This window comes from Paenarthrobacter nitroguajacolicus (assembly GCF_007786235.1).
In the GTDB taxonomy this organism is placed as follows: Bacteria; Actinomycetota; Actinomycetes; order Actinomycetales; family Micrococcaceae; genus Arthrobacter; species Arthrobacter nitroguajacolicus_A.
The window spans coordinates 293,996-311,365 of the sequence record NZ_VNFK01000005.1; the positions used below are offsets into that span (position 1 = coordinate 293,996).

At 62.6% G+C, this 17,370-nt stretch carries 19 protein-coding genes and 1 pseudogene; 14 read left to right on the forward strand and 6 right to left on the reverse strand.

The annotated features are described in order from the left end of the window. The first annotated feature begins 126 nt into the window (after window positions 1–126). The 7 genes and pseudogenes from FQP90_RS08945 (at window position 127) to FQP90_RS08975 (ending at window position 7,552) form a co-directional block, all read left to right on the forward strand. Window positions 127–1,122, forward strand: a complete 996-nt coding sequence (locus tag FQP90_RS08945; protein ID WP_144649374.1) for a LacI family DNA-binding transcriptional regulator — start codon at window positions 127–129, stop codon at window positions 1,120–1,122. A gap of 201 nt (window positions 1,123–1,323) precedes the next feature. Beyond that, on the forward strand, window positions 1,324–2,631 hold the full coding sequence (locus tag FQP90_RS08950; RefSeq protein WP_144649375.1) for an ABC transporter substrate-binding protein: 1,308 nt from the start codon (window positions 1,324–1,326) through the stop codon (window positions 2,629–2,631). Window positions 2,632–2,633: 2 nt separating this feature from the next. Then, on the forward strand, window positions 2,634–3,575 hold the full coding sequence (locus tag FQP90_RS08955; protein ID WP_144649376.1) for a carbohydrate ABC transporter permease: 942 nt from the start codon (window positions 2,634–2,636) through the stop codon (window positions 3,573–3,575). Further along, window positions 3,572–4,470 (forward strand): annotated as a pseudogene (locus tag FQP90_RS08960) (carbohydrate ABC transporter permease). Before FQP90_RS08955 ends, FQP90_RS08960 begins: the two are co-directional and overlap by 4 nt. Window positions 4,471–4,533: 63 nt before the next feature. Continuing rightward, entirely contained in the window at window positions 4,534–5,637 is a 1,104-nt protein-coding gene (locus FQP90_RS08965; RefSeq protein WP_018778751.1) for a Gfo/Idh/MocA family protein, read from the forward strand. A gap of 1 nt (window position 5,638) precedes the next feature. Further along, a complete protein-coding gene (locus FQP90_RS08970) occupies window positions 5,639–6,382 on the forward strand; it encodes a ThuA domain-containing protein (protein WP_144649377.1) in 744 nt (247 codons plus the stop codon). A gap of 3 nt (window positions 6,383–6,385) precedes the next feature. After that, the gene (locus FQP90_RS08975) at window positions 6,386–7,552 is read left to right on the forward strand and encodes a Gfo/Idh/MocA family protein (RefSeq protein WP_144649378.1); all 1,167 of its coding nucleotides are present in this window, start codon (window positions 6,386–6,388) and stop codon (window positions 7,550–7,552) included. A gap of 50 nt (window positions 7,553–7,602) precedes the next feature. On the opposite strand, the gene FQP90_RS08980 is transcribed toward FQP90_RS08975, so the two are convergent. Continuing rightward, the gene (locus FQP90_RS08980) at window positions 7,603–8,325 is read right to left on the reverse strand and encodes a hypothetical protein (protein WP_144649379.1); all 723 of its coding nucleotides are present in this window, start codon (window positions 8,323–8,325) and stop codon (window positions 7,603–7,605) included. Between the two features lie 190 nt (window positions 8,326–8,515). Here FQP90_RS08980 and FQP90_RS08985 point away from each other — a divergent pair, with 190 nt between their 5' ends. The 4 genes from FQP90_RS08985 to FQP90_RS09000 all read left to right on the forward strand — a co-directional run bounded on the left by FQP90_RS08985 (window position 8,516) and on the right by FQP90_RS09000 (window position 10,499). Then, a complete protein-coding gene (locus tag FQP90_RS08985; protein ID WP_144649380.1) occupies window positions 8,516–8,929 on the forward strand; it encodes a hypothetical protein in 414 nt (137 codons plus the stop codon). A 96-nt stretch (window positions 8,930–9,025) separates the two neighbouring features. Beyond that, entirely contained in the window at window positions 9,026–9,409 is a 384-nt protein-coding gene (locus FQP90_RS08990; protein WP_167510442.1) for a hypothetical protein, read from the forward strand. A gap of 82 nt (window positions 9,410–9,491) precedes the next feature. Further along, entirely contained in the window at window positions 9,492–9,944 is a 453-nt protein-coding gene (locus FQP90_RS08995; RefSeq protein ID WP_244296624.1) for a hypothetical protein, read from the forward strand. Between the two features lie 72 nt (window positions 9,945–10,016). After that, window positions 10,017–10,499: a hypothetical protein gene (locus tag FQP90_RS09000; protein ID WP_144649381.1), complete on the forward strand. Its 483-nt coding sequence runs from the start codon at window positions 10,017–10,019 to the stop codon at window positions 10,497–10,499. A 29-nt stretch (window positions 10,500–10,528) separates the two neighbouring features. Here the strand turns inward: FQP90_RS09000 and FQP90_RS09005 are convergent, their stop codons facing one another. The 3 genes from FQP90_RS09005 to FQP90_RS09015 all read right to left on the reverse strand — a co-directional run bounded on the left by FQP90_RS09005 (window position 10,529) and on the right by FQP90_RS09015 (window position 12,755). Continuing rightward, window positions 10,529–11,302: an SAM-dependent methyltransferase gene (locus tag FQP90_RS09005; RefSeq protein WP_144649382.1), complete on the reverse strand. Its 774-nt coding sequence runs from the start codon at window positions 11,300–11,302 to the stop codon at window positions 10,529–10,531. Between the two features lie 77 nt (window positions 11,303–11,379). Further along, window positions 11,380–11,763, reverse strand: a complete 384-nt coding sequence (locus tag FQP90_RS09010; RefSeq protein WP_144649383.1) for a DUF1304 family protein — start codon at window positions 11,761–11,763, stop codon at window positions 11,380–11,382. A 98-nt stretch (window positions 11,764–11,861) separates the two neighbouring features. Beyond that, complete coding sequence (locus FQP90_RS09015) at window positions 11,862–12,755, reverse strand: LysR substrate-binding domain-containing protein (protein ID WP_144649385.1); 894 nt, start codon at window positions 12,753–12,755, stop codon at window positions 11,862–11,864. A gap of 116 nt (window positions 12,756–12,871) precedes the next feature. Between FQP90_RS09015 and FQP90_RS09020 the strand changes: the two genes are divergently transcribed. The 3 genes from FQP90_RS09020 to FQP90_RS09030 are packed head-to-tail and all read left to right on the forward strand — an operon-like array spanning window position 12,872 to window position 16,582. Next, on the forward strand, window positions 12,872–13,636 hold the full coding sequence (locus FQP90_RS09020) for an enoyl-CoA hydratase/isomerase family protein (RefSeq protein ID WP_144649387.1): 765 nt from the start codon (window positions 12,872–12,874) through the stop codon (window positions 13,634–13,636). 31 nt (window positions 13,637–13,667) lie between these two features. Then, the gene (locus FQP90_RS09025) at window positions 13,668–15,263 is read left to right on the forward strand and encodes an acyl-CoA synthetase (RefSeq protein WP_144649389.1); all 1,596 of its coding nucleotides are present in this window, start codon (window positions 13,668–13,670) and stop codon (window positions 15,261–15,263) included. Continuing rightward, window positions 15,260–16,582, forward strand: coding sequence for an MFS transporter (locus tag FQP90_RS09030; protein ID WP_144649391.1), 1,323 nt, complete (start codon window positions 15,260–15,262; stop codon window positions 16,580–16,582). The genes FQP90_RS09025 and FQP90_RS09030 overlap by 4 nt, the downstream gene beginning before the upstream one ends. Window positions 16,583–16,613: 31 nt before the next feature. Here FQP90_RS09030 and FQP90_RS23270 read toward each other — a convergent pair whose 3' ends face one another. Next, the gene (locus FQP90_RS23270; RefSeq protein ID WP_167510443.1) at window positions 16,614–16,790 is read right to left on the reverse strand and encodes a hypothetical protein; all 177 of its coding nucleotides are present in this window, start codon (window positions 16,788–16,790) and stop codon (window positions 16,614–16,616) included. 91 nt (window positions 16,791–16,881) lie between these two features. Next, the gene (locus FQP90_RS09035) at window positions 16,882–17,334 is read right to left on the reverse strand and encodes a hypothetical protein (protein ID WP_144649400.1); all 453 of its coding nucleotides are present in this window, start codon (window positions 17,332–17,334) and stop codon (window positions 16,882–16,884) included. Window positions 17,335–17,370 lie beyond the last annotated feature (36 nt).

The window sequence follows — 17,370 nt, forward strand, 5'->3', positions numbered from 1 at the left end:
CGGTCGAACTTCGACTGACCGTCAGTCCAGTTCGATGCTCGTGCTGCGGCTAAGCTGAGGAGCGCCGCTGGGCATGCCACGGCAATTGCGCAGAAGCGGTCGAACGGCTCGAGGAAGGATAATCGAATGGCTCGAGCGACAGTTCAGGACGTCGCCAGGACTGCGGGTGTGTCCGTAGGGACGGTCTCACGCGTCTTGAACGGGAGCTCGGCTGTCAGTGCGTCGGCCAAGGAAAAGGTTAACGCTGCCATCAAGGAGCTGAGCTACCGTCCGCTCGCCTCAGCAAGGGATCTCCGAAGAGACCGCACAATGCGGGTCCTGGCCTTAGCGAAGAACCTCGACTCCCTCGTGATCAGCGAAGTCTTCCGGGGCGTAGGAGACGCGGCCGCGGACAATGGCTACGTCAGCCTTATCGCCGCCACAGACGGGGATCGCGACCGCGAACAGCAACTCGTGGACATGCTGAGAAACGGATCGGTAGACGGCCTCGTAATCTTCTCGCCCACCATGCCGGACGACGAGGTCAACTCAGTCGCCGAGCAACTGAGTGTGATCCAGGTCTGTGAAATTGTCGATGCTGAGGCGGCCTTCGGGGTCTCCATCGATGACCGTCAGGCAGCCTACGACATCACCAAACACCTGATCGACACGGGCGCCAAGAAGCTGGCCATGCTCGCCCACAGGGGAGCCCGCTCGGGTCGGCTGCGTGAGGAAGGCTTCCGCCAGGCACTCAAGGAAGCAGGCTTGGAACAAGACCAGATCCTGTTCGGCGAAGGCAACTTCGGTTTCCACTCGGGCAGAGCACTCACAAAGAAACTCCTGGGACAGAAAGACCTTCCCGACGCCGTCTTCTGCGGCACCGACGTAGTCGCCGCGGGTTGCGTCCGTGAACTCACCGATGCAGGCCTAAAGGTCCCGGAGGACATCGCCGTAGCAGGCTTCGACGACTCAGCCCAGGCGGAAATGTGCGTTCCGGAGCTGACCACCGTAAGGCAACCAGCCTACGAAATGGGCCGCGTAGCCTTCGCTGAACTCCTGGAACGAATGACAATCGAGGGTTCACATCGCAAGGGAAGAACCTTCCTCCCGCACGAACTCGTCATCCGGGACTCCACCAAATAAAGAGGGTTGACAGCTCTCCGTGGTCCCTGTCACACTACTTTGGAATCGATTCCACGGCCGCAAGACCGATTCTTTTGAACACATTTGGAATCGATTCCACGAACCATATGCACCACCGGCAAAGAAGCCACCCCTCAGGACGCGGGACAGCCCAAACGCGCACTGAACGCCACCCACCCACAGCCACCAAAGGAGCCACTTGTGGACTTGAACCGACCTGCTCTCCCGCTCCAGAACAAAGCCGCAAAACGCAAAACCCTAGCGGCGACCGCAATCGCCGCAGCCCTCCTCCTCAGCGCGTGCGGCGGGGGAGCCGCACCCCAAGGTGCCGAGCAAGCGGCAGCTGCCGATCCGGCGTCGGGCGCTAATGCCAGCGGTACCGTGAACATCTGCGGCGTCAAGGACGCGAGCGGTATCTACAAGGGCACGGCGGAGGCGTTCACGAAGGGGAACGGCAAGGTCACGGCCAAGTACACCGAGATCGGCGCCACCACTGATGAGGCGCGCACGCAGATTGTGCAGCGGCTCGAAGGTAAGTCCACGGAGTGCGACCTCTTCGTCACGGACGTGATCTGGACCTCCGAGTTCGCCTCTCAGGGCTGGCTGCTGGACCAGACCAAACTGGTGGAGGCCAACAAGGACCGGCTCATTCCCTCCACTGTGGAAACCACCAAGTACCAGGACAAGTACTGGGGCTCGCCGTTCTTCACCAACGCCGGGTTGATCTACTACCAGAAGGACAAGGTAGCCAAGCCCGAGTCCTGGCAGCAGCTCTACGCGGAAGCCGCCAAGGCTCCCGGCAACGGCTACGTCTACCAAGGCAAGCAGTACGAGGGCCTCACGGTGAACTTCCTCGAAATGCTTTACAGCGCAGGCGGCGAAGTCCTCAACGACCAGGGCGACGTCACGATCGACTCCAAGGAAACCCGCGACGTCCTCAACTTCATGAGCGACGGACTCAAGAACGGCTCAGCAGACCGCGCCGTCCTCACCTACAACGAAGACCCGGCCCGCCTCGCCTACGAGTCCGGCGACTTCGGGTACCAGCGCAACTGGCCGCACGTGTACCGCCTGCTGAACGCGACACCGCTGGCGTCCAGCTTCGCGGTCGCGCCGCTGCCGGCATGGGAAGGCGGCAAGGCCTCCGGCGTGCTCGGCGGTTGGAACCTGGCAATCTCGGCCCACTCCACCAACCAGGCAGGGGCTGTCGCGTTCATCAACTTCGCCACGACGCCGGACTGGCAGAAGCACGTGGCCATGGACTACTCGCAGGCCCCGGTCAACGAGGCCGCCTATTCTGACGCGGCTGTGCTAGAAAAGATGCCGTTCGCCACGGAACTCCTCGCCTCGGTGAAGGGTGCCAAGCCGCGCCCGATCTCCCCGGTCTACCCGCAGATCAGCCAGGCGATCTACAAGAACGTCTACGCCGTCCTCTCCGGCACCGCCTCCACCGAGGAAGCCGTGAAGAAGATGGCTGACGAAATCACCACCGCCAAGGCGAGCTTCTAGCCATGGCCCTCAGAACAATCCCGCCAAGCCGCGGCCCAGCGAAGACAAGCGGTCGCGACCGCGCCGAACGCAAGCTCGCGTTCCGCATGACCGCGCCGTCGCTGGTGATCATGGCGCTGGTTGCGGCGGTCCCCATCGGCTACGCGATCTGGCTCTCGCTGAATCAGTACAGCGTCCGCACCGCAGGCCTGTCCCGCTTTGTCGGCCTGGAAAACTACATCAACGCCCTCGCAAGCCGGGAGTGGTGGGCGGCGTTCGGCCAGACGTTCCTCTTCGCAGGGCTGTCGGTCAGCCTGGAACTGGTCCTCGGCACGGCCATGGCGCTCCTGCTCAACCTCGCGTTCAAGGGCCGCGCGGTCCTGCGCACCGTGGTGCTGCTGCCGTACGCGATCATCACCGTGGTCAGCGCCATCACCTGGCAAACGATGTTCCAGCCCAATATGGGCCTGGTCACCAACGTCCTCTCCGCGCTGGGCCTGCCGGGCGGCGACGTCGTGTGGCTCGGGGAGCACGGTTACGCGATGGCCGTGATCGTCATGGCCGACGTCTGGAAGACCACGCCCTTCGCGGCGCTCATCATCCTGGCCGGCCTGCAGGTCATCTCCGCCGAAACGTACGAGGCCGCGGAACTCGACGGCGCCAGCAAATGGCAGACCTTCGTCAACATCACCCTGCCGCTCCTGCGCCCGGCAATCGTCCTCGCCGCGATCTTCCGCACCATGGACGCCCTCCGCGTCTTCGACCTGCCGTTCGTCCTCACCCGCGGAGCCAACGGCACCGAATCCATGTCCATGCTCGCCTACACCCAACTGCGCGAAAACCGGCTGGTGGGCGAAGGCTCGGCGCTGTCCATCTTGACCTTCCTCACCGTCATGGTGGTCTCCGTTATCTACGTACGCTTCGCCGGCGGCAACATCCGCGACGTCGCGAAGGAGGAACAATGAGCACGCTGACTGCAGAACGCCCGACGCCGGAACTCGCCACGCGCGCCAAGGCACCGAAGCGTCGCTTGCGTGGGGAGGCGAAACTGCACCCCATGGTGTGGGTGTTCGTGGTGGCGGTCATGGGCTTCTCGCTCATCCCTTTCTACTGGCTGGTCAACACCTCCCTTAAGAAGGGCGCGAGCCTGTCACAAGGCGAGCTCTTCCCGAGCCAACCGACCCTGGAGAACTATCTGGTGGTCTTCCAGAACCCCGAGTTCCTCTTGGCCTTGCGCAATTCGGTGATTATCGCCGTCGTGACTACAACAGTGGCGCTGGTGTTCGCGTCCTTCGCCGCCTATGCGCTGGCCCGATTGAAGATGCGCCGCAAGGCGATGATCCTGACGCTGATCCTCTCGGTACCACGTTCCCGGCCATCGCCATCGCGGCCCCGATGTTCTCCATTTGGCGCGAGATCGGGCTGTACGACACGTTGCTCGGCCTCATCATCCCGAAGCTGACGTTCGCCTTGCCGCTGGCGATTTATACGCTGACGTCCTTCTTCAAGGAGATTCCGCGTGAGCTCGAGGAATCCGCGTACATGGACGGCGCCACGCCGTTCACCGCGTTCCGCAAGGTCATCCTGCCGCTGGCGGTCCCCGGCCTGGCGACGACGGCGATCCTGGTGTTCATCTCGGTCTGGAACGAATTCCTCCTGGCCGTCACGCTGACCACCTCGCCCGAAGCCCGGCCCGTGCCTGTCGCGATCGCGTTCTTCAGCGGCACCAGCGAGTTCGACCAACCCCTCGGCACCATCAGCGCCGCGTCGGTGATCATCACCGTCCCGCTCGTGATCCTCGTGCTGCTGTGCCAGAAACGCATCGTTTCCGGCATGACAGCCGGCGCGGTCAAGGGCTGACCCCGTCACAAAATCCAAGAACCACCCACTGACTCCCAGAAACCCGGAAAGAACAGGAACAACGTGAGCATTCAGCAGCAGGCCCCGTCCACAACCCTCAAGGTGGGAGTTGTGGGCATCGGTTGGGCCGGCCAGCAGCACCTCAAGGCGTACAGCAACATCGACGGCGTCGAGATCGTCGCCGTCGCGGGCATGGAAGCCGACCTCCTTGCCCAGCTGAAGGAGGAGTACAGCATCCCGCACGCGTTCGCCCGCTGGGAGGACATGATCGAGCTGGAAGGCCTCGACGCCGTCAGCGTCGCCGTGCCGACGTTCCTGCACGCACCCATCGCCATTGCCTCGCTCGAGCGCGGACTGCATGTGCTGAGCGAAAAGCCGTTGGCGCGTAACGCCGTCGAGGGTCAACAGATGGTGGATGCCGCCCGTAAGGCAGGCCGCGTCCTGGACGTCGCGTTCAACCATCGCCGCCGCGGCGACATTCAGGCACTCAAGGAAGTGATCGACGCCGGCACGCTGGGTCGCCCGTACTACGCCAAGGCGTCGTGGCTGCGCAGGCAGGGCATTCCGATGCTGGGCAGCTGGTTCACCAACCCGGAACTGGCCGGCGGCGGACCGCTTGCCGACATCGGCGTGCACGTCCTGGACTACTCGCTGCACCTCCTTGGCGAACCCAAGGTGCTGGCCGTCTCGGCGTCGACCCATTCCGAACTCGGCCCGCGCGGCCTCGGCGGCAACGCGAGGTATACGGCGTCGAACTCCAGCCACAAGTTTGAAGTGGAAGACTTCGCCTCCGCATTCATCCGGCTGGAAGGCGGCGGGACCCTGATCCTGGAAGCCGGTTGGGCCACGTACCGCGACGAGCGGGACCTGATGGACTTCACTGTTTACGGGACCGACGGCGGCGCGGACTTGCGCTCGGTCGGCGCCTCTGAGAACCCGGTAGCGGACGTCCACGTCTTCACCGAAAAGGACGGTGAGAACGCCGACTTCGAGGTGGTGGCCGAACCCGGGCGAGCCCACCAGGCCGTCGTCGACGACTTCATCGCCGCTGTGCGCGGCGGCGAAACGGTGTGGGGAAGCCATGACGGTTCCCTTGCCCTCAGCCGGGCCCTGGTGCTCGATGCCTGCTACAAATCCGCCCTTGAACAACGTGAAGTGGTGCTCTGAAATGTCTGATTCGAAATTGAAGATTGTCGTCTGGAACGAGGCCGTGCACGAGGCCCGTAACGAGCCCGCAACCATTGGCGAGATGTACCCCGAAGGGATCCACGGCGCCATCGCCGCCGGGCTGCGCGGCTTCTACCCGGACTCCGAAATCACGACGGCGACACTCGCCGATCCCGAGCACGGACTCTCCGAGGAAGTTCTGGAGCAGACCGACGTGCTGCTCTGGTGGGGGCACATTGCGCATGGAGAAGTTGCTGACGAAGTAGTGGAGCGCGTGCAGCGACACGTCCTGGGTGGCATGGGACTTGTGGTGCTCCATTCCGGGCACTTCGCCAAGATCTTCACCCGGCTGCTGGGAACCACCTGCTCGCTGAAGTGGCGCAACGAGGGCGAACGCGAGCTGGTGTGGACGGTCAAGCCGTCGCACCCGATCGCGGCCGGCATTGAGAGCCCGATCGTGATTCCGCAGCAGGAGATGTACGGCGAGCTGTTCGACATTCCGGAGCCTGATGACCTGATCTTCATCAGCTCGTTCACCGGGGGGGAGGTGTTCCGCTCCGGCGTGACGTTCTCGCGCGGCAAGGGCCGGATCTTCTACTTCAGCCCCGGCGACCAGGAGTACCCGGTGTACCACCAGCCACAGATCCAGAAGGTCATCGCCAACGGTGTCGGCTGGGTGGCGCAGCCGGGCGTCTTCCGGGAGTCACCCGAGGTTTCCAACCCTTCACGGGGCTGGTTCGAGTAGGCCATGACCGCTTCGCTTACTTCTGGCCGTCCGTTGGGCGTGGCCGCCATCGGTTACGCCTTCATGGGGAAGGCCCACTCGAACGCGTGGCGGAACGTGGCCAGCTTCTTCGACGTCCCGGCCTTCGAACAGAAAGTGCTGGTTGGCCGGGACGCCTTGGCGGTGGCCGAAGCCGCCGCCAAGTACGGTTGGGCCGAGTCAGCTACCGACTGGCGTTCCGTGATTTCGCGGGACGACATCGACATTGTGGACATCTGCGCGCCCGGTTGGATGCACGCGGAGATCGCTCTGGAAGCTCTGGCCGCCGGGAAGCATGTGCTGGTGGAGAAGCCGCTCGCCAACACTCTGGAGGAGGCCGAGTTGATGGCTTCCGCCGCAGCTTCGGCGCGGGGCCGGGGTGTGCAATCGATGATCGGCTTCAACTACCGCCGCGTTCCTGCACTTGCATTGGCCCGCGAACTGATTGCCGAAGGACGTCTCGGAACCGTGCGGCACGTCCGTGCCGCGTACCTGCAGGACTGGCTTTCCGACGTCGAAACCCCCATGAGTTGGCGGCTCCGCAAGGAGACGGCCGGGTCCGGGGCGCTCGGCGACATCGCCTCCCACGCCATCGATCAGGTCCAGCACCTCACAGGCCAAACCGTCACCGAGGTGACCGGAACGTTGCGGACTTTTGTGGCCGAACGTCCCGGTGCCGCTGGGCTTGAGAAAGTGACAGTCGACGACGCCGCGTGGGCCACTTTGGGCCTGACCGGCGGCGTGAGTGCCTCCGTAGAAGCGTCACGAGTGGCTACGGGACAGAAGAACTCTTTGAAGATAGAGATCTACGGGTCTTTGGGTTCGTTGACGTTCGATCTGGAGAATCTGAACGAGCTCGGTTTCCTGGACGCTACGGTTCCCGTGCGGGAGCAGGGCTTCCGGCGGATCCTGGTCAACGAGCCCGAGCACCCTTACGCTGCGGCGTGGTGGCCGCAGGGGCACATCATCGGTTGGGAGCACACGTTCACGCACCAGATCCGGGACTTCCTGCTTGCTGTTCGCGACGGAAGCGAGCCGTCGCCGTCGTTCGATGACGGGCTGCAGATCCAGCGGGTCCTGGCCGCCGTCGAAGAGTCGGCGCGGAACAGGAGCACGGTGACGGAGGTACGGGAGCGGGTTGCTGTCAGTTAAACGACGAGGGCCGCGACCCTTGAGGGTCGCGGCCCTGATCGGGCGGGCTGCTACTTGATCAGTGCTGCTGCCTGCTCCATGAGGTCGCTGGCCGTGGCAACGCCGTTGGCGTCAGCGCCCTTGCCGGACGCCGTAGCGGAGATCAGCACGCCCTCCTTGATGGCGTAGGCCATGTACGTGGTTTGTGCCGCGCCGCTGGCTGTGGACATTTCGGTCTTGTAGGCCACTGTTCCGGGGACCGTGTTGATGCCGTCGAACTTTTCAGTGGAGACGTTCATCGATTGACCGGACATGGACAGCGTCATCTTGGCGCACTTCTCTGCCTGGACGCCGTTCTTATCGATGCTGTCCTGAAGCTTCTGCTTATCGAGCCCGGACGTCAGCGTCACCATGGTCATGACCCCGGATTCAGCATCCAGGTCGGCGCCGGCAGCCGTGGTGGAACCGGCGAGGGTCTCACTTCCGCCCAGCGTTGCAAGGTCCTTGCACTCAGACGGTTCGATGGTGAACATGCTCATGAGCGCCTTCATGGGATTCTCCTGGGCGACTTCCTCACTGGAAGCAACGGTCAATTCCTTGCCAGACTTAGGCTTGATCTGCTTCACCAGTTCAACGAGCTCGTCGTTGGTGTACTGCTTGGCAGCGGTGGGCGTGGGCGACGCCGCAGCCTCTTGCGAAGCGCTATCAGTGGAGCCGGTTGACCCACCACATCCGGTCAGTGCCATCACTACCAGCGCCGATATTCCGACGCTCTGCAGCGCAAACTTCTTCACTCTATTTCCCCCAATGGGTCTGCTTTTAGCGCTGGGTGGTCCCCAGCCGAGATAACACTATCGTTCGTTAACATGTGGGCGCCGCCGCTTCGATGCCGGAAGCTTCCGCCGAGGGGTGTTCTGCTCCACACTGGTTCTATCCAGCCTCGCTGGGTGCGGGATTTTCGGGCTTGCCGAAACGAGGAAGACGATGCAGAAAGCGCGTGTGGCGGCCGTGCTGACGTGGATCTACGCTGCAGCATTCGGGATCCCCGCTATTCCAGTCGGCATCCACCTCCTACAGAACGGGTACCTGCCGATGTTCATGGACCTGTTCCCGATGTACGCGGGTCCATGGGACGGCCTGCAAAGCTGGACCTTCGTGGCGCTGCTCATTGCGTTCCTTGGTGCAGTGCTGGTTGCGTCGTGGGCGGCTTGGCTGGCATGGAGGGGGCGCAAGTCCGGGCTGGTTCTTGGGCTGGCCCTCTTGCCTGTGGAAGCAGTGTTCTGGATAGGCTTCGACCTGCCTTTCCCTTGGTTGTTCGGCGGGGCCCGCGGCTTGCTGTACGCGCTCGCCTTGATGTCCCTGCGGCAGCATCCGGAGGGGCGGCTGGCTGGCGGCTAGTCGAGACCCGACCCGTCCGGCAGTAGGAAGGTCTGCTACGGACGCCCGCGTCGTCAATCCCTGTGATCCGATAACGCAGCTGGTTGGCTAGGCGTTATGGAACAACGCTTTGTGCGCTACCAATCGAGCACGCCTGATGCGAAAGGGCGACACCTTGGGATCTTCGCCCTCGCGAACCGATTGGCGAAGGAGGGCAGCCTCAGCCCCGAAGATTGGGGCCGTTGGCGCAGGGCAAACGATTTTTACGACGCGGCTTACGTAACGCCTGAGGCGTCGATCTACGCAGCCCCGGGCGCACAGGCGTGGTTCAAACTAACGGCCACACACCTGTTGAGCAGAATAGATTTCTATGTCGATCTTCTGCGCCGGCATGATGTTCCCTGCAGGGCGGTCTATTCAAGCGATCCGGGCGACGTCCTGTATGAGGACGATGTTCAGGTTGTCGTCGTCCCGTACGAAGTGCAGCTAGGTCTTTCTTAGCGGCCCGCGGAGGACCCCGTTCCGTGTTGGGCGGGCACAGCGCTTCGGAAGTACGCGAATAGCGCACTGATAGACTCCTGCAGTGCAAAAGCCATCACGGTCCACCAGAGAGCTCCGCGGTGCAGCAGGGTTGCTTATCGCACAGGGTGTCCTGATGGAGGGCCTAGTATTCATCGGACTCTTAGTGCTGCTGGGCCTAGGGGTCACACAGGATGTCATTACCCGGAACGCACATATATTCGCCTTGCCATACCTGCAGGACAACCTTTATCTCATGATGGCGATGAGTGGAGTCTTCGCTGCTCTCCGGGTGACTGGGGGCATTGCCCTCTGGAGGGGCCGCCTGTGGGGCCTGGCGCTTTCACTCGTCAACTGTGCGGTCACGCTCGTGCTCATGATTTTCCTCTTGCCCGCCGGAATTGCTGACGGGTTGTTGTCAGGTGCCGCACTTGTGCTCATACTTCACGGATGGCTGGGAACTCGATCCGTCAGCGGGGCGAACTTGCAATCGGATCTTCGGTCCAGCGTGCGCTGAGGCATCCCCTTTCGGCCGCACCATTTGCTGAGGCGCCAATCTGAGCCGAAACAGATGTCGTAGAATCGCGACGTGAACGATAAGCGGCCCTTGTCATTGCGAGAAGCAATTGAGTTGGAACGCCCGGGAGCACTCTCTGCATCGCGTGAAGCTTTGCTTGAACGCTGGCGTTCCCTTCCTCCGGACAAAGGAACCGCACTCAGGCTCGCGTTTATCGAGTGGTGGTCTTGCAGTGAACCGGACTTTCTGACCGGCCTACCTGATTACGACTACGACGCGTCTTTGTTCCCCGAGCTGGCTGCCTTCCTCACTTCGGCGGAGGAGATTGACACTACGGTTCGGTTTGTCCTGGGCTGGATGTCGAAGTCATTCCCTTGGTGTTGTGGGTGCGGTCCGACGCCGTGGGAGTCTGTTGGGGAAAAGCTATGGTCAGAGTTCGAGACAAGCGGCGACCTGGACCTACCCGAGTTCTCGGACGATAGCGAGTACGGCGTCTACTTCACCCACATCTTCTCCTCCGCTCTGCAGAAACGGTCAGCCGACACTGGTGACTAGGGCCGCTGACGGTGAGTCACAGTGGATTCCTACCCCCTGAGACAGAAATAGGCCATCCCGAGTACGCCTCGGTAGCCCCCTTCATATGCAGCGCGCTGTTCCTCATATCGTCGGCGGACTTGCTCTGCGGCCGGATGGACTGCATCATTTGCTTCTAGCCAACGGGTAAACCTGTCGCGATACCCGGCCTCGAAGACGTCCCACTCCTGAAGGCTTGCCTGGTCGTGGTCCACCACCTCGAAACCAGCGGCGCGGATCTGCTCGAGTAACGCATCTTGTGTTAAGAACTCGTCATCACGTCCGGCCAGAGGGGTGGTGGCAGCCGGATGAGGTGTTGCTGACCAGATCGCTTCGCCGTAGACGAGTCGGCCGCCGGGAAGCACCAGAGCTCGAAGGGCGCGCAGGGCTGCGGCATAGTCAAGCGGCTGCGAGTCCTCTACCGGCGGCCCCCAGATCTGGCTCGCGCCGATGCAGATGACAGCGTCTGCGGGGCGAACCTGTGCTTCCAGCCCAGGCATCGAATCAAACGTCGCTCTGTCGAGCAGCCCACGAGTCAATGCTTGTTGCCTCGCTCGGTCGATGGACGCGGAAGCACTGTCTACTCCGCGTCCCCGTGCCTGCGGGGCTGACGTCAAAACCCGAAGTAGTAGTTCACCCCATCTGCATCCCATGTCCAGAACCTCAGCCGGCGCCGGTTCGGACAGGAACGCCGCAAGGTGCGCAGCGCGTTCTTCGGAGAGTGGGGTAAGCCAGGTCAGGGACTCGTAGAGGGGCGGCAGTTCAATCGAAGTACTGTCGGTCACTCAACGATGCTCTCACGGGCGTCGCTGTGGCGCCTAGCCACCAAGAACGCCGCCACGAGGATTCGGCTACTGCCCCACTAGTGAAGGAGAACGTAGAAAATGATCGCCAGCGCGGGAAAGAGCGCCTGGCCGATGGCGCTGACCAGAAGGCGTTTCTCTGTGACCCAAAGCCAGAAACCAAGGAAGACGTGGCACGCGCAGCAGAAGATAATTATCGCCGACCCGCTGGCGGGAGTGCTTGAGAAGTTCACCAGCCACAGGCCCACTGCGATGCCCAGGCCGAAGGTGATGTTGTAGGCGCCAACATTCATCGCCCACATCCGCACTGCGCGCACGTCTTCAGGTCGAATCAGGAAGATCCGGTAAAACCGTTGATCGCCATGGAAGAAGATCTCCAGGACGCCAACGCTTATCAACGCCAGGCCGGTGGATCCGGCGAGTATCTGACTCAGCACATTCATGCCGTGCTCCTAGGCCAATCCTGCCATCACAGCTTGCTTTCGTGCAGGTTACGCTTCGGGCGCGGAGGCGATCAAGGGGATACTGCAATTCCAGCCCACTACCCGTGCCCACCCGCTTCCAACCCCGCCCCGACAGCGGCCACAAACGCGTCCGTCTCCGCTGACCGTCGGCTCTTCAACCACAGCGCCGAGGTCCGCCACGCCAACGGATCACCAACCAGCGGTCGCCACACAATTCCCGAAGGCAGGGGCGTCCACGGCTCTTCGTTGAAGTGCACTCCGCGGCCGGCCATGATCAGCCCGTGCGTGAAGTGCTGGTTCCGCGCGTGCACAATCGCCGCAGGCAAGTACCCGGCATCCCGACACGTATGCAGGAACGAGTCATACAAGGTGGGCGCCATGTGCCGCGGGAAGATGATCAACGGGCTCCCGGCCAGGTCGCCCAGCCGCACGGAATCCATTGAAGCCAACGGATGTGAAGCGTTCAGCACCACCCCGAGCGCCCGCGAGTACAGAGCTCCGGACTCGAAACCCACGCTGCTCAACGGGTGACGGACCACCGCAACGTCCAGTTCGCCGTCGCGCAGTCGTTCAACCTGCTCAACTGTGGTGAGCTCGTGCAGGTTCAGCAGAACGTCGGGCGCAGACGCAGCAAAGAATGACACCATCGTGGACAATGCCACCGGGTTCGTGTCCGGCGGCACGGCCACCTGCAGGATGCCCGAAGCGCCTGGCCGGATCCGCCGCATCGATTCCTGCGCCATGGCTACGTGATCCAGCACCCCGCGCGCGTGCTCCAGCAGCAAAGCCCCTGCTTCGGACAGCTCCACTCCGGTGCGTCGGCGGTGGAACAGCTGTACTCCGAGCTCTTTCTCCAGGTCCTTGATCCGTTGCGACAGCGGCGGCTGGGCCATGTGCAAACGCTGAGCGGCACGTCCGAAATGCAGCTCTTCGGAGAGCACCACAAAGTACTTCAGATGGTGGAGGTCCATCGACGCACCATACCAGTTTGGTATCAAGGCAAGTAGATATTGATGTTAGACGGGTCACATTCACCGATGGTCAGATGGGAATCAAGAAGCCCCACCGAAGCAAAGGAAACTCCCCAATGTCCCAGGACGTCCTCTTCGAACAGACCGGCCCCACCGCCATCATCACACTCAATCGCCCGGACAAGCTCAACGCCTGGACCGAGGCCATGCGCAACGATCTCATCGGTTACTTGGAAAGCCTCAAAGGCAACGACGAAGTCCGCACCGTCATCCTTACCGGCAGCGGACGCGCTTTCTGCGCCGGGCAAGACCTGGCCGAGACCGCGTCCATGAACCCCGAGGATCACGAATCCGCCGAGGCGTGGATCGACGGCTTCGACCGCCTCTACCGCGCCGTCCGCAACCTCGACCAGATCACCATCGCCGCGGTCAATGGCGTCGCCGCCGGATCCGGGTTCCAGTACTCTCTCCTCGCCGACCTCCGCGTCGGTGACTCGAAAGTCCGCATGGGTCAGCCGGAAGTCCTGTCCGGAATCCCCAGCATCACCGGAATCTGGGCCATGTGGAGCATCCTGGGCAAGTCCAAGACCTCCCAGTTCGTCCTCACCGGCGAGCTGGTGGACGCTGCCGAGGCTCAGCGCCTCGGCCTCCTCAACTACTTGGCGGACGACGGCGGCGTGCTGGCTTACGCCAAGGACCTCGCCGCCCGCTTGAGCCTGCTTCCTCCGGGCGCGGTCCGCTTGACCAAGAACCGCCTGCGCAGCCTGGAAGACGACGACCTCAGCGACGCCATGGCAGAAGCCAAGCGCGTACACCGCGAGGCCTACGGTACGGGCGAACCGCAGCGCGAAATGGCCCGCTTCCTCGCCGGCCGCCGCTGAGCCCCGAAGCAACAGAAGCAGGAGGCAAACCATGACAACAACAGCCACCCAAGACCGCTACACCGAACTACGGAACAGCCACCGCTGGGAGGTTCCGGAGCTCTACAACATGGCCGTCGACGTCGCCGACCGGCACCCAAGGGACAAGCGCGCACTCATCCTGGAGTCCGCCGTCGAAGGTCAACGCGAGGTGAGCTGGGGCGAAATCCAGGACCGGTCGCGGCAGATCGCGGCCACCCTCCAAAAGGCCGGTGTCAAGAAGGGCGACCGCGTCGCAGTCCTGCTGCCGCAACGTTCCGATACCCCGGCCGCCTACCTCGGCGTGCTGAGGACCGGCGCCATCCTGGTCACCATGTCCCTGCTCTGGGCTGCGGAGCCCATCCGGTTCCGTTTGGAGGACAGCGGGGCGTCGGTGATCATTGCCGAGGAGTCAGCGAAGCACCTGTTTACGGACTACGAGGGTACGTTCATCGACATCGACAGCCCGGCCATCAAGGAGGCCCCCACCGCGTTCCGGGACGTCGAAACCACAGCCGACGACCCCGCCCTCATCTTCTACACCTCGGGCACCACCGGCCGCGCGAAGGGAATCGTGCATGCGCATCGGACCCTGCTGGGCCACAACGAGTTCGAGTACTGCCACCAGATCGGCGACGGCGACGTGTTCTATGGTGCGGGTGACTGGGCGTGGTCGCTCGCCAAGCTCATGGGCCCGCTCCGGCTTGGCGCCACGCATCTGGTCTTTCGGCCTAATGGCGGCTTCGACCCCGCTGCCCTCCTGGACAGCATGAGCCGCCACCGCGTCACCAGCGCCCTCGTCAATCCGACGTTCCTGCGCAAGATGCGCGAAGACGTGCCCGACGCCAGTACTCGCTTCCCGCTGTCCCTGCGGACGGTTTGCTCGTCCAATGAGCCGCTGACGCCGGACCTTATCGCTTGGTTCCAGGCGCAGTATGGGGTGACGCTGCTGGACTACTACGGTTCCACCGAGTCCTACCCCCTTCTGGGTAACTACCCGGATGTGCCGGTCAAGCCCGGTTCGATGGGCAAGCCGCTTCCCGGTTGGGACGTCCGGTTGCTGGACGAAAACGAGCAGGAAGTAGCCACGGGCGAGACCGGCGAGGTCTGTCTCCGGGCGCGCTCCAACCCGCAGTTTCCCTTGGGATACTGGAACATGCCGGAGGCGTCGGCCAGCGCGTTCGGAGGGGGTTGGTACCACACGAAGGACCAGGCCTACACGGACGATGACGGCTATTTCTGGTTCCTGGGGAGGATCGATGACGTCATCAAAACGTCGGGTTACCGTGTGGGCCCCTATGAGCTGGAGGCAGTCATCCGTGAACTCGATCCCGTGCGGGACGTGTCGGTGACCGGCGTGCCCGACGACCTTCGCGGCCAGTCCATCAAGGCCTGGATCGAACTGATGCCCGGTCACGCTGGGGGAGCGGACCTGAGCGAAACCATCGTGGCGCATGTGAAGGAGAACTTCTCCCGCTTCGCGTACCCACGATTCATTGAATACGTCTCCGCGCTGCCCAAGTCGGCCACCGGAAAAGTCCAGCGGGCCCAGCTCCGCGAACTCCCCCACGTTGTAGCCTCTCCCCGCCCCGAAGGACAACAATCATGAATACGATGACCGAGAAAGCCGCTGAAACCGAGTCTTCCCCGCGCAGGAGCCTTAAGCGTGTTGCCGCGGCAGCCGCCGTCGGAAATTTCGTTGAATGGTTCGACTCCGCGGCCTATGCGGTCATGTCCGTCACCATCGCGAAGCTCTTCTTCCCGGATTACTCCACGACGGCGTCACTTCTGGCCGTGTGGGCGATCTTCGCTGGCGGCTTCATCGCCAGGCCGCTCGGGGCGGCTTTCTTTGGACGCTACGGTGACCGGATTGGCCGGAACAAGATGCTTGGCCTGTGCGTGCTGATCATGAGCGCGGCGACGTTCTGCATCGGCATTCTGCCGACGTTCGCGGTGATCGGCATTTGGGCTCCGGTCCTGCTGTTCGTGTTCCGTGCGGTTCAGGGCTTCACCACCGGTGGCGAGTACACAGGGTCCTCGGCTTTCATTGTTGAGTACGCCCCGGAAGGCAAGCGGGCCACCTACGCGAGCATCATCCCGGCCACCGTTGGCCTTGCCTCCGTTGCCGGTGCACTGCTGGGTGCGGCCATCACGGCCACCCTGAGTGCAGAGGATCTGCAGGCGTGGGGTTGGCGGATTCCGTTCCTGCTGGCAGCGCCCCTTGGTTTGATCGGTCTGTATATACGGTCCAAGGTTGACGACACTCCGGTGTTCCGTGGGCTGGAAAAGACCGGTGAAGTAGCCAAGCGGCCCTTGGGTGACGCCATCCGGATGTGCTCGCGGCAGATCTTCACGCTCTTCGGCTACAGCATCACCAACGCCATCGCGTACTACCTCATGAGCAGCTACATGATCGCTTACATGACCTCGAGCCTGGGCTACTCGTCGGCCGAATCAATGATCACCAGTGTGATCACCATGCTGGTGTACACGGCGGTCTGCCCGTTGGCCGCACGAGCCAGCGACCGCTACGGACGCAAGCGGATGCTGCTGGTGGCATGTGTTGGCTTCGTGGTGATGACCATCCCGGCATTCTCCATCATGCCTCTGGGGCTCGGTTTCGCGATCCTTGGGACAAGTGTGCTGGGTGCCCTGGTGGCCGTGATCGGTACGTCCAACGTGCCGGCGCTTGTTGAGATGTTCCCTTCATCCGTCCGAGCCTCCGGCTCAGCAATTGGCTACACGCTGGCTTACGTACTGTTCGGTGGAACGGCTCCGTTCGTTGCTACTGGTTTGGTGGCTGGGTTCGGGACACCGCTGGCTCCCGCCTTCTACCTCATGGGCATGGCACTGGTGTCCGCAGTGGTGGTGGTCCTGTTCTTCCGCGAAACAAAGGACCTGTCGCTGTCGCGGACAACGGTTCTGTAGGCTTCGTACCCGGTGCCCCGGCTCCTCAGCTTCACGCTGAGCGGCCGGGGCTTTCGCGCTTCTGTCGCTGACGGAGGTAGACCACCCCGGTCGCCGCCATCGCAATGGCGGTCGCCAAGAACATGAACCCAACCAGCGGGTTGGTGAAGAATGCTGGGATGGCCGCAACCAATGCCATTGCCGCGCCTGTGAACGTTAGTGTCTTCATCCCGCACCTCTCCGTGATTCGGTTGACTCTACGAAGATGCTGGCACCGAAAGACGGCTCTAGGTGGCCTGACCATGAAAACTAGGTGCTGTTTAGGGGTGCCTAGGTGGTTGAACAGCCACAATTAGGTGGTCTTCGCGTTGGCCTAGGTGTTCAGCCGCTTCTGAGGTGTCTGGGCTGTCTTGGGCAATGCCATGGAAGTGACCGTAGCGGCGCAGGCAGAAGTACATGCCAACAAAGGTGGCTACGGCCAGGAAAGGGCCCGCCCAGACAGCGACCGGAGACCCATGCAGCAGTGTCGCGACCACCGCGAAGGCAGTGGCCGCAATGACGATCATCGGTCTTTCCGGGACGAGTTGGTATTGGACTTTGCTGCCGATCTGGCCGTACACGAACCCCACGACCAGCGGAAAGACAATGAAAACGCCGCCCACAATCAAAAGCCACGGCATGGCTGTCATCGTAGCTATGCCAATGGTCAGCCCGTAACACCCGGCCAGGATCAACCAGTAACTGTTGGCGTTTTTCCGAGAAATTCTCTTCATACCAGACGTCCCCAATCGTCGAGTGACCCAGCATAA

Coding starts and splice junctions, on each gene's coding strand:
- FQP90_RS08945 (WP_144649374.1), top strand. CDS start 127: ATGGCTCGAGCGACAGTTCAGGACGTCGCCAGGACTGCGGGTGTGTCC.
- FQP90_RS08955 (WP_144649376.1), top strand. CDS start 2,634: ATGGCCCTCAGAACAATCCCGCCAAGCCGCGGCCCAGCGAAGACAAGC.
- FQP90_RS08970 (WP_144649377.1), top strand. CDS start 5,639: ATGTCTGATTCGAAATTGAAGATTGTCGTCTGGAACGAGGCCGTGCAC.
- FQP90_RS08975 (WP_144649378.1), top strand. CDS start 6,386: ATGACCGCTTCGCTTACTTCTGGCCGTCCGTTGGGCGTGGCCGCCATC.
- FQP90_RS08985 (WP_144649380.1), top strand. CDS start 8,516: ATGCAGAAAGCGCGTGTGGCGGCCGTGCTGACGTGGATCTACGCTGCA.
- FQP90_RS08990 (WP_167510442.1), top strand. CDS start 9,026: ATGGAACAACGCTTTGTGCGCTACCAATCGAGCACGCCTGATGCGAAA.
- FQP90_RS09010 (WP_144649383.1), bottom strand. CDS start 11,763: ATGAATGTGCTGAGTCAGATACTCGCCGGATCCACCGGCCTGGCGTTG.
- FQP90_RS09015 (WP_144649385.1), bottom strand. CDS start 12,755: ATGGACCTCCACCATCTGAAGTACTTTGTGGTGCTCTCCGAAGAGCTG.
- FQP90_RS09020 (WP_144649387.1), top strand. CDS start 12,872: ATGTCCCAGGACGTCCTCTTCGAACAGACCGGCCCCACCGCCATCATC.
- FQP90_RS09025 (WP_144649389.1), top strand. CDS start 13,668: ATGACAACAACAGCCACCCAAGACCGCTACACCGAACTACGGAACAGC.
- FQP90_RS09030 (WP_144649391.1), top strand. CDS start 15,260: ATGAATACGATGACCGAGAAAGCCGCTGAAACCGAGTCTTCCCCGCGC.
- FQP90_RS23270 (WP_167510443.1), bottom strand. CDS start 16,790: ATGAAGACACTAACGTTCACAGGCGCGGCAATGGCATTGGTTGCGGCC.
- FQP90_RS09035 (WP_144649400.1), bottom strand. CDS start 17,334: ATGAAGAGAATTTCTCGGAAAAACGCCAACAGTTACTGGTTGATCCTG.